Source organism: Bradyrhizobium guangdongense, assembly GCF_004114975.1.
GTDB lineage: Bacteria > Pseudomonadota > Alphaproteobacteria > Rhizobiales > Xanthobacteraceae > Bradyrhizobium > Bradyrhizobium guangdongense.
The window spans coordinates 677,324-689,870 of the sequence record NZ_CP030052.1 but is presented as its reverse complement, the minus strand read 5'-3'; the positions used below and the strand labels follow the sequence as shown (position 1 = coordinate 689,870).

13 protein-coding genes are annotated in these 12,547 nt (G+C 60.2%); 7 read left to right on the top strand and 6 right to left on the bottom strand.

What is annotated here, in order from left to right; all coding sequences use genetic code 11:
* Positions 1-76: 76 nt before the first annotated feature.
* Entirely contained in the window at positions 77-1,375 is a 1,299-nt protein-coding gene (locus tag X265_RS38870; protein WP_128929551.1) for an NtaA/DmoA family FMN-dependent monooxygenase, read from the bottom strand.
* Between the two features lie 205 nt (positions 1,376-1,580).
* On the opposite strand from X265_RS38870, the gene X265_RS38865 reads away from it, so the two are divergent.
* The 7 genes from X265_RS38865 (at position 1,581) to X265_RS40930 (ending at position 6,398) form a co-directional block, all read left to right on the top strand.
* Complete coding sequence (locus X265_RS38865; RefSeq protein ID WP_128929550.1) at positions 1,581-2,498, top strand: SMP-30/gluconolactonase/LRE family protein; 918 nt, start codon at positions 1,581-1,583, stop codon at positions 2,496-2,498.
* Between the two features lie 54 nt (positions 2,499-2,552).
* Complete coding sequence (locus tag X265_RS38860; RefSeq protein WP_128929549.1) at positions 2,553-3,527, top strand: flavin reductase; 975 nt, start codon at positions 2,553-2,555, stop codon at positions 3,525-3,527.
* 35 nt (positions 3,528-3,562) lie between these two features.
* Positions 3,563-4,621 carry a ketopantoate reductase family protein gene (locus X265_RS38855; RefSeq protein WP_164934239.1) on the top strand — a complete coding sequence of 353 codons (1,059 nt, stop codon included), beginning with the start codon at positions 3,563-3,565 and terminating at the stop codon, positions 4,619-4,621.
* A gap of 16 nt (positions 4,622-4,637) precedes the next feature.
* Positions 4,638-5,657, top strand: a complete 1,020-nt coding sequence (locus X265_RS38850; RefSeq protein WP_164939084.1) for an Ldh family oxidoreductase — start codon at positions 4,638-4,640, stop codon at positions 5,655-5,657.
* An 84-nt stretch (positions 5,658-5,741) separates the two neighbouring features.
* Positions 5,742-5,981 (top strand): SDR family NAD(P)-dependent oxidoreductase, encoded by a 240-nt coding sequence (locus X265_RS42485; RefSeq protein WP_128929546.1) that lies wholly within the window; start codon positions 5,742-5,744, stop codon positions 5,979-5,981.
* Between the two features lie 18 nt (positions 5,982-5,999).
* Positions 6,000-6,242, top strand: a complete 243-nt coding sequence (locus tag X265_RS42480) for an SDR family oxidoreductase (protein ID WP_128930146.1) — start codon at positions 6,000-6,002, stop codon at positions 6,240-6,242.
* Positions 6,243-6,398 (top strand): hypothetical protein, encoded by a 156-nt coding sequence (locus X265_RS40930; RefSeq protein WP_164934241.1) that lies wholly within the window; start codon positions 6,243-6,245, stop codon positions 6,396-6,398.
* A 459-nt stretch (positions 6,399-6,857) separates the two neighbouring features.
* Here the strand turns inward: X265_RS40930 and argE are convergent, their stop codons facing one another.
* The 5 genes from argE to X265_RS38815 form a co-directional block, all read right to left on the bottom strand.
* Positions 6,858-8,021 carry an acetylornithine deacetylase gene (gene argE, locus X265_RS38835; RefSeq protein ID WP_128955170.1) on the bottom strand — a complete coding sequence of 388 codons (1,164 nt, stop codon included), beginning with the start codon at positions 8,019-8,021 and terminating at the stop codon, positions 6,858-6,860.
* A 304-nt stretch (positions 8,022-8,325) separates the two neighbouring features.
* The gene (locus tag X265_RS38830) at positions 8,326-9,000 is read right to left on the bottom strand and encodes a DUF1028 domain-containing protein (RefSeq protein ID WP_128929544.1); all 675 of its coding nucleotides are present in this window, start codon (positions 8,998-9,000) and stop codon (positions 8,326-8,328) included.
* A 4-nt stretch (positions 9,001-9,004) separates the two neighbouring features.
* Positions 9,005-9,421: a RidA family protein gene (locus X265_RS38825; RefSeq protein ID WP_128930145.1), complete on the bottom strand. Its 417-nt coding sequence runs from the start codon at positions 9,419-9,421 to the stop codon at positions 9,005-9,007.
* A gap of 64 nt (positions 9,422-9,485) precedes the next feature.
* The gene (locus X265_RS38820; RefSeq protein WP_128930144.1) at positions 9,486-10,775 is read right to left on the bottom strand and encodes a flavin-containing monooxygenase; all 1,290 of its coding nucleotides are present in this window, start codon (positions 10,773-10,775) and stop codon (positions 9,486-9,488) included.
* A gap of 328 nt (positions 10,776-11,103) precedes the next feature.
* On the bottom strand, positions 11,104-12,363 hold the full coding sequence (locus X265_RS38815; protein WP_128929543.1) for a Glu/Leu/Phe/Val family dehydrogenase: 1,260 nt from the start codon (positions 12,361-12,363) through the stop codon (positions 11,104-11,106).
* Positions 12,364-12,547: the final 184 nt, after the last annotated feature.

Below are 12,547 nucleotides of genomic sequence, written 5' to 3'. Positions count from 1 at the left end.
GATTCATTGTCACGATCTCCTCCCTGCTCGTAACGATACTCGTTGGAACGCGGCCAACTCGCGTGGCCGTTGCCGTTCAGTTCAGCAAATTTTCGCGGAACGTCTCGCCCTCATATGCGGTGCGGAACACACCTCGTTTCTGCAGAATTGGGATCACCTGGTCAACGAATTCCTCGACGCTGGAGGGCGTGGTCGTCGGCGTGATATTGAAACCGTGGCACCCGGTCTCCCGCCAGATCGTCTCGAGCTGATCGGCAACCTGCTCCGGTGTTCCGATCAGTTGCGGCATGCCGACCGCAAGGCCCCAGCGTACCGCCGCCTCGCGCAGCGTGAAGCGGCGATTCTCGAACGAGGCCGACATGGCCTTCATCAGACCCTGCGATGCCTGCGTCTTCTGCTCCTCGAGCGGCAGATCGAGCTCGACTTGGCTGAAATCCACCCCGAGCGAACCGGACAAGCGGCTCAGCGCGGCCTCAAGCGGAATGCGCGCGGCGAATTCGTCGAGCCGGCGCCTCGCCTCCGCCTCGGAGCTTCCGAGAATCGGCTGCACGCCGAACGTCACCTTGGGCGCGGCCGCGCTCCCCGATGCTGCGCCGAGCTCCTGCATGAAGGTTTTCATGCCGCCCAGATGCGGTTGAATGGAGAACACCACGTCGGCGTGCTTCTGCGCGAAGCGCTGGCCGCGGCCGGAGGATCCGGCCTGGAACAGCACCGGATGGCCCTGCCGCGACGGCAAAGCCGGCGGCACCGTATGGCAGCGGAAATACTCGCCCTCGTGATTGATGATGTCCACCTTGGCCGGATCAGCATAGACGCCTGTCGTCCTGTCGGCCTGGACCGCGCCCTCGCGCACCCCGCTCCAGAGCGCACGACAGACTTCCATATATTCATCGGCGCGATCGTAGCGCTGGTCGTGATCGAGTTGATTGAGACCGAGTGCACGGTACTCGCCGCGCAGATGGCCAGTGACGATGTTCCAGCCGACCCGACCGCCGCTCATATAGTCGAGCGTCGAGAGCGAGCGGACCGCCTGATAGGGATGATTGGCCGAAATGGAGAGCGTCACCGCAAGGCCGAGCCGATCGGTGGCGGCGGCGAGTGCACTCAGCAGAACGACCGGATCGTGCGGCGGCCAGCACACGCCGTAGCGCACCGCCTCGTCGGAACGCTCCTTGTAGCGGTCGAACACACCCGGCGTATCCGCGAAGAACAGCCCATCGAACAGGCCGCGCTCATAGGTCTGCGCAAGCCTCTGCCAGCGCTTCAGGCTTCCCATCGCCTCGAGACGCTGATCGGCGGGATCCGACCAGCTCAGGATCGTGTGATTGATAGGCGAGTTGATCAGAAACCCGATCAAGTGCATGCCGCCACGCATGAAGTCGCTCCCTCCGAAAAGCCGAGCCGCATCGCGCTGGCGCGACGCCCCGGTTTTTCCTTGCGTTCTCATTTCGGAACGTTATCCTTATATAAGAATAGATAGCCAATCACCACGGCTGTCAAGCCGGTTGCGCTCACGTGTCGTCACGGAATGCGCGGCTTAACGAGACGCGGATTAACTCCGCGCACGGGAGAACTCGACGATGTATGCAGCACCGCCAAGCGTGGAGGCGCGCGTCTTCACTGCAATCCCCGAGCATCTGTTCAAGAGCGGCCAGCGCTCGGAATGGGCTGAGGTGCAGTTTCACGGCGCACCGACGCCGACCTTTCTCGAAGGCCCATCCTTTGACCGCAATGACGATCTCTGGGTCGTCGACATTCCTTGGGGCCGCCTGTTGCGCATCACGCCGAACGGTGAGGTCAGTGTTGGCGCGGAGTACGACGGTGAGCCGAACGGCCTGAAGTTTCACAGGGACGGGCGCGGCTTCATCACCGACCACAAGCAGGGCATCATGGTGTTCGACCCGGCCACGGGTCGCGTCGAGCCCTTCCTGGAGCGCTCGCTGTTGCAGCGATTCAAGGGCGTCAATGATCTCGTGTTCGCCTCGAACGGCGACATGTACTTCACCGATCAGGGGCAGACCGGATTGCATGATCCGAGCGGCCGCCTCTATCGATTGCGACCCAGTGGCCAGCTCGATTGCGTGCTCGACCGGATTCCGAGCCCGAATGGCCTCGTGCTCAACAAGGCCGAGACGATGCTGTTTCTGGCGGTGACGCGCGCCAATGCGATCTGGCGGGTGCCGCTGATGCGCGACGGCACCGCAAGCAAGGTTGGCACCTTCATCCAGCTTTCCGGAGGTGGCGGCCCCGATGGCCTTGCGATCGACGAGGACGACAATATCGCGATCTGTCACGTCGGCCTCGGCGCCACCTGGCTGTTCAGCGCGCTCGGAGAACCGATGCTGCGCATCAAGTCTCCGAAGGGACTTCTCACCACCAATTGCGCCTATGGCGGTCCGGATCGGCGGACACTCTTCATCACGGAATCGAAGAGCGGTACGATCCTCGCAGCGGAAATGCCGGTGGCGGGACGGCCGATGTACTCCCACGCTGCGTGATCAGGATATTCGCAGCAACCTCCGAGCGACTGACCAGAAGGCCGAGTGCACGCCATGCAGCAGTTCTCCCCGACCATCGCGGCCGTCGACAGCGGCGATCCCAAGGCAGATCCGGCCGCGTTTCGGCGCTGCCTCGGCCAATTCGGGACCGGCGTGACCGTCGTCACCGCCGCTCACGGTGACGAGCTCGTCGGAATGACGGCGAACTCGTTCTCCTCGGTCTCGCTCGATCCACCGCTCGTGCTGTGGTCGGCCAAGCGAACGAGCCAGAGCTTCCCGACCTTCAAGGTCGCCACGCATTTCGCCGTAAACATTCTATCCAGCGACCAGATCGCTCTCTCAAATCATTTTGGCCGCTCGGGCGGCGACAAGTTCGGGGGCGTCTCCTGGAAGCGCGGCATCGGCGGCGCACCGCTGCTCGAGGGAACGCTGTGCAGCTTCGAATGCCGCAAGGCGGCCGAATATCCCGGCGGCGATCATCTGATCATGCTGGGTGAAGTCGAACGCTTCGTGCGCCACGACCGCGGCCCGCTACTGTTTGCGCAAGGACGCTATTGCATGGCCGCCGACTTCGCCGATCCCACCGACCTGTCGAAGGCGACCGGACAGGCGCACGCCGGCGGCCCGATGAATGAGTTCATGACGGCGCTGATGTATCGTGCCCATGGCGTGCTCTCGGCAGCGCTCGACGAGGGTCGCCATGCCGAAGGTCTCAGCGTCCTGCAGAGCCGGTTGATGGCCGCGATCGAAACGTTGCCGGGACGCACGCTCGCGAGCTTGCTGCCTGAATTGTTTCTCGGGCTCAACGCCGCGGAGAGCACCGTGAACGAGCTAGTGCGCATGGGCCTCGTCGAGGCCGACGCTAGCGGCGGCTTGACACTCACGGCCATGGGACGCGACCGCAACCACGCACTACACGCGCGCGCCCGCGCAATCGAGGCAAAGGAACTGTCCGGCATTTCGCCCGGCGAGATCGCGAGTTGCCGGCACGTTCTCGACAAGCTCGTTCGCCGCGCACCGACGGCATAGTAAGAACCAAGGCCGACGACGAAGGAACAATGGTAATGAAGAAACGTATCGCAATCGTCGGCGCCGGCGCTGTCGGCAGCTATCTCGGCGGCCATTTGGCGCGCACCGGCAACGACGTCACGCTGATCGATCCCTGGCCCGAGCACATCGAGACGATCCGCCAACGCGGGCTGCATCTGTCCGGCATGAGGGATGAGGAAACCTGCATCGTTTCGGTCCCGACGATGCACCTCACCGAGGTGCAGAGCCTTTCGAGGCAGCGGCCGATCGATATCGCGATCATCTCCAGCAAATCCTACGATACCGAATGGTGCACGACCCTCATCAGGCCGTATCTCTCGCCGCAGGGCTACGTCGTCTCGGCGCAGAATTCGATCAACGAGGAGATCATCGCCGGCGTCGTCGGATGGGGACGCACGGTCGGCTGCATCGTCGGCAATAATTTCGCCGTCGATCTCTATGAACCGGGCTGCGTCCGTCGCACCATGCCGCGCGACTTCGAGACCAAATCGATTCTCGTCGGTGAGGTCCATGGGCGCGTGACGCCGCGCGTGAAGGAGCTGCACGCCCTGTTTACCCCGATCGACGGCTCTGGCGTCACTACCAATCTGTGGGGCGTGCGCTGGTCGAAGCTCTGCGTCAACGGCATGCGCAACGGCGTCAGCGCCGCGACCGGCATGAGCGGAAACGAACGCGACGCCCATCCCGTGATCCGCCGCCTCGTCATCCGCCTCGGCGGCGAAGCGATCCGGACCGGCCAGTCGCTCGGCCTCGACCTCGAGCACATCACGGGCATCGAGCCGAACCTGCTACGCTCGGCATCCGAAGGCGACGCCACGGCGCTGGCCGAGGTCGAGCGGCACATGCAGAAGGGAACCGGTTCGCAGGCGCGCAGCAATTTGCAGCGTCCCTCGATGGCACAGGATATCCAGAAGGGGCGGCGCACCGAGATCGGTGAGATCAACGGCTTCATCGTCCGCAAGGCGAAGGAGGCCGGCTGCGCAGCGCCGGCGCATGAGCGGATCGTCGATATCGTCCGCAAGGTCGAACGCGGCGAGGTTACCCCGCGCCCGGAGCTGCTGTTCGAGATTTGAGATAGAAAGCCGGGCGATGGAGACGATCAACATGCTGCTGCCGCCGCTCGAAGCGTGGGTCGCAACCATCTTCGCGCGGGCCGGACTCGGCGAAGATGACGCGAGGCTGGCAGCCCGTCGTCTGCTGCTCGCCGACATCACGGGCGTACGGACCCATGGCATCGCGCGTCTGCCCTCGTATTGGCGCCAGCTCGCGCGCCGCGGCTTGAACCCGAGGCCGGATATCAAATGCGGCTGGCATGGCACGGTGTTGGTAATCGACGCCGATCTTGGGCTTGGACAAATCGTTGGCCCCAAGGCGTTGGCACTGGCGATGGATGCGCTTGGCCCGACCCGACCGTTCGTCCCCTTTTTGATCCGCAACGCCGGACATCTTGGCGCAGTCGGCTCGCATCTGCTCGACGTCGCCGAAAGCGGCAGGGTCGGCTTCCTGTCGCAGGTGACCCAGCCGGTGATGGCTCCCGGGGGCGCAACGCGGCCGGCAATCGGTAACAATCCCATTGCATTTGCAGCGCCGAGGCCGGACGGACCACCGCTGCTGATCGACTTCGCGATGAGCAATGTCGCGCGCGGCAAGATCCACGTCGCCCTACGCGATGGCCTGCCGATCCCGGAAGGCTGGGCGATCGACGCGGAGGGCCGGCCGACGACCGACCCGACCGCGGCGCTCGCCGGCTCGATCCTACCGGCCGCCGGTCACAAGGGACTCGCGCTGGCGATGATCGTGGAAGTGCTTGCGGGAGTGCTGACCGGGGCAAGGCCCCTGTTGTCGGAAGGCGGCGCCCCGGGCGGCGTCGGCGCCTTCGGCTTCGTGTTCGATCCGGCGGCGCTCATCGGCAAAGATGCTTTCGATCAGAACATGCAGGCTTGGACGCAGCGCTATCTCGCAGCGGTCGGAGGAAATGGCCGCATTCCCGGCGAGCGCGCGGCAGAACTGCGCGCGCAAGCGGACCAGGTCGGGATCGCGATCGAGCGCAATCTCTTCGAACAACTTGCCGAACTCGGTCGAGAAGGCGGAGCGGTACTTCCAGCTTAGTTCAATCGTTCGCAGGTGAGCTCCGAGGTGCGGTTTGTGGTGGCCGTCTCGTGCGCTGGCGGCGCCGGTGGGAGGACGCGACCGATGAGGGACGTGGCGGTCGTTACGGGCGCAGGGCGTGGAATCGGTCGTGCAATCGCCGACGCGCTCGGTAAGGCCAATTTCACCGTCGCCCACGTGAGTCCCGAGGATCTGGAGCAGGAGCCAATTCCGGCTCCCGACCGGTATTATAGATACGATGTTTTCCGAGATCGGGAAACGATGCGTTGCTGGCCCGGATTGCGGGAGAGCTCGGCGAGCCACCTGCCTGGTCAACAATGCTAGCGTAAGCTCACTGCAGCACTGCAGCGCGGGGATATCCTCGACCTTGAGCCGGAAAGCTACGATCGGACGCTGGACATCAACCTTCGTGCCGGCTTTTTCCTCACACAGTGTTTTGCGAGGAGGTGCCTGGGCCTCGTCGAAAGGCGCCCGGGATCGGTGATCTTCATCGGCTCGGCGAATGCAGAGATCATCGGCGAAAACAGGGCCGACTGTTGTATCAGCAAGGCGGGCGTTGGAATGACACCCGGCCTGACGTCGTAGATGGTGATAGGCTCGGAAGCCAGTCGTGAGGCGAACAGCTTCGTCATCATTCGCACCGAGATGACAGCCGCGGCGAAGGATCGTTATGACGATTTGATCGCCACCGGCGGCATTCCAATGGCGCGCTGGGGCCTGAAGAGATCGGCCGGGCCGTGACCCTCCCTGTTCGCGGAGAGATCCCTTATGCGATCGGCATTCATATCGACGTTGGCGGTGGCCAACAGCTCTCCCGCCTTTGAACTTGAGCTTGCAGTCTTGCGTCCGGTCGAGTTCAGAGCAGAGCGCGTCAGGCGTCAGCGATTCGCGAGGCGATATCCTCGAGCGGACGCCGGCTGAAATCCTTCGCGAGCTGGATTTTGAGCAGTCCGAGCTTCGCAGTCTTCGAGTGCTGATTTGATGGTCGGTGGTGCCAAGAAGCCTATGTCTCGCCCCAGCCGGGCGGGAGCGGCTGGTCCAACCCCGCAGGCAGCTCGGTTCCCGCGCCACCCAAGTGGGTGATGGTCTAGCGGGGTAGTTCGGCGATCTCACCGCCGCGGTCTCCCGGGCTCACTCTATGTCTGGGCGCAAGTCACATCGTTGCGCGAGTTCCTGCCGCATCGGGCCGCAACGCCTCGCTCAGGGGAAGCCATGGCCGCTTGCTAGTCGGTCAATCAATCTATCTAACATCTTGTCGCAGCGGTCAATCTGGTCAATTTCGATAAACTCATCCGGCTTGTGACCCTGCTGCATCGACCCCGGTCCGCAAACGATCGTTGGAACCCCCAGTCTCTGCAAAAACAGGCCGGCTTCCGTTCCGAATGGCACCTTCACCACGTTGGCGTCACCGGTGAGAGACTTGACAAGATGGACGACCGGGGCGTCGCAGGCGATATTGAGCCCGGGATAACTGTTGACTACATCAATATTTATAGCGGCTTCGGACGCGATGGTCCTTGCGCCATTGGCGATTTCACTCGCTCTAGTTCGCAGCCTACTCAATATCTCCTCAGGTATCTCCGCTGCGACATTCCTGATCTCGAACTCTAACTCGCATCGGCTCGGCACAATATTGAGCATTCCCCCCGATTTAATCGTGCCGACGTGAAGCGTTGTATACGGAATTTCGTAGCTCGCATCCCGCGCGCCCTCGTCGCACAACTTAGCTTGCTCTCTGCGGATGGCTTCGACAAATTCGCAACCCAAATGGATCGCGTTTATCCCGGTAGGCGCCAATGCGGAATGGCATTCCCGGCCAACGCAAGTAACGCGAGCCGCAACCTTGCCTTTGTGTCCGATTGCAACGTTCATATTTGTTGGCTCACCAACGATACAGAAAGATTGCCGTTGCAGCTCATTCACCATCGAGTCAAGCAGACCTCGCACTCCTACACAGCCAATCTCTTCATCATATGATAGTGCCAGGTAGAGAGGCGCATTTAAGCGTGTCTTCGACGCCTTAAGCGCGGCGGAAATGGCACAGCCCACAAAGCCTTTCATGTCTGCAGTTCCACGACCATACAGCTTACCGTCTTGTCGTGTGGCGCTAAATGGCGGTTTGGTCCAGCTCTGATCATCGGCCGTAACGACGTCCGTATGACCTGAGAGAATTGCGCCTGGCCGATCATCGGGTCCGATCGTAGCCAGCAAACTCGCTTTTCGCCCGTCCTGCGAATAGACAAGACGGCAGGTCACGCCGTTTTCGCGAAGCAGCTGAACGACAAAGTCAATCAAATTGAGGTTTGATTCCTGGCTGACGGTCGGAAACGCAACCAACCTCTGAATAATGGCGATGCTGTCCATCTGTATTTTGCTCAGTTTTCCAGTTCTTCTGAGGTTCGTAGCGTTCGCTCGTCGCCAGACTACAGCGTCATCATGGTTGTCCGAGACAGCATCAGATCTCCGCTATGAAAGGTCGATACAAAATTAACCCCAATCTGCCCGACATTTGCCAATGCCCACAATTCAGGGGTCTTCTGTCAACATCCGCGGGTTTGCGTAGACTGCTGACTTGAAGCGTATAGCTCAATCTACTCTGTGCTCTGGCACCGCGTCATGAAGACGATCAAGGGAGCGGTGCGGCCAATGGCGAGCGCTCGTCGGAGCGCTATTCGTCACCCGGGACGCCGAACGAAGGAGCCGCTCGTGGATCAAGCGCGCGCTTCACGTAGGCGTTAAGTTGGGGTTTGTAGACCTTCCAGGCAGAAACGAGCAGTTCGATCGGACACTCTTGTGTCCAGTCGCAGCGCAGGTCCACGACTGGCCAACTGACTTGGTCAACAAGCTTCATGCCGGCTGAGTGTAACGGACCGGCCTCCCCGCCGGCGGCCAACCCGGCTCTTAGTGACGCAATCAGGCGGTCACCAAGATGCCCTGACGAACCAATGAATGCATCGACAATTGCGTGCGGTACTCCGTCATTTGCTAGGAGATTGCCGCCGGCCGCGACATTTTCTCCGCTCGTCTGAGCCCATATGCCTAGTGAATTGGGCCCTGAATAAACAGCGGCATTTCCGTCGCGGTCAACTGCCAGTAGCTGGCGATACTCGATAAATCGACTACGTTGTTTCACTTCTTCGACGGCTTCCCACGCGGACATGCCGCTCTCCATCGCATCCAAGGCCAATGGTCCTAGCGAGGGATCAGTTACGTTCTGCGAAGCGACCGCGCCGACACCAGCTCGCGCGAATGAACACCTTGAAGCGACAGCCGGAGATGAAGACGAAATCGCTACGCCGAACATTCCAGTCTGGTCGCACCGAGCAACTAGGGAAAACGTCATACGCTCACTCGGGTATCACCGCTGTGGCGTCGATTTCAACAAGCCACTCAGGTCGCGCCAACGCTTGGACAACAAGTCCTGTGGACACGGGATGCACGCCCTTTATGTACTGACCCATCGTTCGATAAACGGCCTCCCGATGCCGCACGTCGGTAAGGTAAACGACAACCTTGACCAAATGTTCAATCTTACCGCCACTTTCTTCGATGAGTTGCTTAATATTCTGCATCACCTTATGCGTCTGCTCGACAGGATCATGGCTGTCGATGTTGACGGCGTCATTCAAGCTCTGGGGGCACTGGCCCCGTAGCCAAATAATTTTTCCGCCGCTAGTCACCACTGCCTGACATAGATCATTGTCGAGCTTCTGCTCCGGATAAGTGTGTTTCGTATTGAATTTCCGAATCCGCCTATGAGCCACTTCTTGCTCCTTCTTACGTGTCAGCACCCGCAACCCCAACTGGTGAACTGTTTCGCCAAAAAACTTAGGGGCCTCCCGTCGCTTTTCGTGGATCAACTTTCTCCGATTTTACGACGTGATGTTCCAGGTAACGCCGCCGAGTAGAGATACGATCAGCAATATATTTAGCGTCATGCCAGACACCCCAGATAAAAGCGGACCCTCGCCTAGATTGCCAAGGCAAGCCCACAAAGTAGACGCCCGGCTCCGAGGATACCCCACGTTGGTGTTCGGGTTTTCCGGCCTCGTCGAAGGCCTTGACCTTAAGCCAGCTGTAGTCCGACGAAAAGCCCGTCGCCCAGATGATCGTATTCACGCCGGCAGTCTTTAGATTGAGCTCACGCTGCGGATTCATTAGGCAGTCCGGGTCCGGGAGTAACCTGCGCGCTTCAGGCTCCTCCGGAAGTGCAAGTCCATTCCGCCTAACGTATTCATCGGCCTCATCCAACAGAGTGAAGAGCGAGGCGTCACCCATCGCGACATTCTTCGCGAGATCACTGGCAAACGTTACGTTGCCTGCCTCGAACGCTTCAGTTGAGCCAACAAGCATCATTCCGTCTGCGGCGAGCTTCCTGAAGTCGACCGTGTATCCCCCACGGGCCCCACTGACGGAGATCGTTACGTGCTCGGTACCGCGAACTCTTGCTTCATTATCCCACTTTCCCAAGACGCCGAGCCACCAGCAGAAGTCGTAGCCGCGGTAGGAGCGCGGGGGGCGTTCGTGGGGGCCCACGGAGAGATAGACCTTCCGATCAGAGCGCAGAAGTTCGTCTGCGATCTGGCTTCCGGAAGATCCTGCGCCAACAACCAACACGGCCCCTCTAGGCAACTGCTCCGGGTTTCGGTAGTCGCTCGAGTGAATTTGGACGACTCCAATGTCCTGCGGTACTACTTGAGGTATTGTCGGAATCTGGAATGGACCGATCGCTGCAACTACGTTATTTGCCTCCAACGTCCCTTGCGAGGTTTCCACTCGAAAGCCCAATCGTCCCTCGTTCCGTTGTACGGCCGTAACCTCCACCCCACAGCGCACCGGCGCGGCAATCTTCTTTGCGTAGGCAACGAAATAGTCCGCGATCTCCTCCTTACCCGGGAACGCATCAGGGTGCGTCTGAAATGTTAGGCCGGGGAAACGGTCATGCCACGCGGGACCATTAGCCACCAGCGAGTCCCACCGGGCTGTTCGCCATCTCTCCGCGATCCGGTGCCTTTCCAAGACGACGTGAGGAATACCAGCCGAAGTCAGATGTTCACTCATAGCCAGCCCTGCCTGACCGGCTCCGATCACGATCGTATCTACTACTTCTAATGACATCTCTGTATCCATTTCTAATTCGATTGAGTGATCGCGTCGAACATGGAGGAAATCCGGTTCGAGAGTTTGGAGGCGAGCATGATCATGTGGGATTATGTCGGAGCGCTTAGGCCTGCATCTATGCGCCGCAGAAGCTGTTCTGAAACTGAGCGCGGAGTTGCAACATGATGGCATCATACCGCTATGGAATTAGCGACTATCCGTGCGCTTGATACAACCGCCATCCCATTCAGGTTGTGGCCATTGCGGCTCGCCGGCGCTAATAAGGCTCGATGTGAACCATTGCGGGTTCGGGCAAATACATCACGGAATCCGACCAGGCCGTCCCTCATGGAAATAGACCTCGCGTATTCTTGGCGCCCCGCACCCGCTCGACGCCTATGGCCATGGCCGCCGTGCGATTGAACACCTTGTCGCGGCTCGCCCTCGCCACCATCCGATCGAACGCTCGATCGAGAATCTGGTATTCGCGTCGTACTACTTCCTCCTCTTCCCAGAAGAGTTGTTGCAGATCCTGCACCCATTCGAAATAGCTCACCACTACCCCGCCGGAATTGCACAGAATATCCGGGATCAGGAAGATCTCATTCTGTCGCTGCGTAAGAACCAGATCGGCTTCCGGTGTCGTCGGCCCATTGGCCCCTTCAGCGACAATACGGCAACGCAGCTTCGTGGCGACAGCAGCGTCGATGACCCGCTCCATCGCGGCTGGCACAAGAACATCACAAGACAGCGTGAGGACTTCCTGCGGATCGAAGGCTAGTTCACTCGAATACCCCGAGAGACTGCCATGTGTTGCCGCATGTACCACGAGTTCTGGAATGTTGAGGCCGGAAGCGCAGTAGAGCGCGCCGGTGTGGTCGCTGACGGCGATCACTTTAACGCCCATATGGTGAAGCTCAAGTGCGGCGATCGAGCCGACATTTCCGAAGCCCTGCACAGCAGCCGTTGCATGGTTCAGATTGATGCCCTGTTCGTTCATCACGCGGCGCGTCAGATGCGCGACGCCCCGCCCTGTCGCCTCGCGGCGTCCCAATGTCCCTCCGGCGCTGACCGGTTTACCGGTAACGATCTCCGTCACGGTCCGGCCCTGATACATCGAATAGGTGTCCATAAACCACGCCATCACCTGCTCGTTGGTCCCCATATCGGGGGCCATGACATCAGTGTGAGGGCCAACGAAGGGGATCATCTCCTGCATGTAGCGGCGTGATAATGCCTCTAGTTCGCGCCTTGATAGATTCGATGGATCGACGCTGATGCCGCCCTTGGCGCCACCATAGGGCAAGCCGGTTAGGGCGCACTTCCAACTCATCCAGATCGCAAGCGCAGCAACCTCGCCGAGGTCCACACTAGCCGCGAAGCGCGTGCCGCCTTTCGTAGGTCCTAGCGTGAGGTGATGCTGAACTCGATACCCTTCAAAAACCGCCGTCGTGCCGTCGTCTCGATGAATAGGACAAGATACAGTGATCGCGCGCTTTGGTATTAACAAGCGCGCCCTCGCGTCCTGCGGCACAGACAGGTGATCAGCGATCACTTCGAACTGTTGTACGGCCATGTCAAAGACAGGTCCACTGTATGTGGTCACGTTTGCTCCATTGTACTCGATCGAAACCGGATCGGACGGCGGATAGCTACCATTCGAAGTATTCCCGCCGCTGTAAGAGGCAAGCAAGCCCCTTCAGCGAGGTCGTTATGCTGAATTTCAACGAGATTCGATGAGCTGAGCGCTCAAGGTAGGTCGAAATGCCCTTGGACGGATGCCTTGCGGA

Bases quoted from the DNA above. Each gene is read 5' to 3' on its own strand.
- X265_RS38870 (WP_128929551.1), bottom strand. From the start codon at position 1,375: ATGCGTGGCGGCATGCACTTGATCGGGTTTCTGATCAACTCGCCTATC.
- X265_RS38865 (WP_128929550.1), top strand. From the start codon at position 1,581: ATGTATGCAGCACCGCCAAGCGTGGAGGCGCGCGTCTTCACTGCAATC.
- X265_RS38860 (WP_128929549.1), top strand. From the start codon at position 2,553: ATGCAGCAGTTCTCCCCGACCATCGCGGCCGTCGACAGCGGCGATCCC.
- X265_RS38855 (WP_164934239.1), top strand. From the start codon at position 3,563: ATGAAGAAACGTATCGCAATCGTCGGCGCCGGCGCTGTCGGCAGCTAT.
- X265_RS38850 (WP_164939084.1), top strand. From the start codon at position 4,638: ATGGAGACGATCAACATGCTGCTGCCGCCGCTCGAAGCGTGGGTCGCA.
- X265_RS42485 (WP_128929546.1), top strand. From the start codon at position 5,742: ATGAGGGACGTGGCGGTCGTTACGGGCGCAGGGCGTGGAATCGGTCGT.
- X265_RS40930 (WP_164934241.1), top strand. From the start codon at position 6,243: ATGGTGATAGGCTCGGAAGCCAGTCGTGAGGCGAACAGCTTCGTCATC.
- argE (WP_128955170.1), bottom strand. From the start codon at position 8,021: ATGGACAGCATCGCCATTATTCAGAGGTTGGTTGCGTTTCCGACCGTC.
- X265_RS38830 (WP_128929544.1), bottom strand. From the start codon at position 9,000: ATGACGTTTTCCCTAGTTGCTCGGTGCGACCAGACTGGAATGTTCGGC.
- X265_RS38820 (WP_128930144.1), bottom strand. From the start codon at position 10,775: ATGTCATTAGAAGTAGTAGATACGATCGTGATCGGAGCCGGTCAGGCA.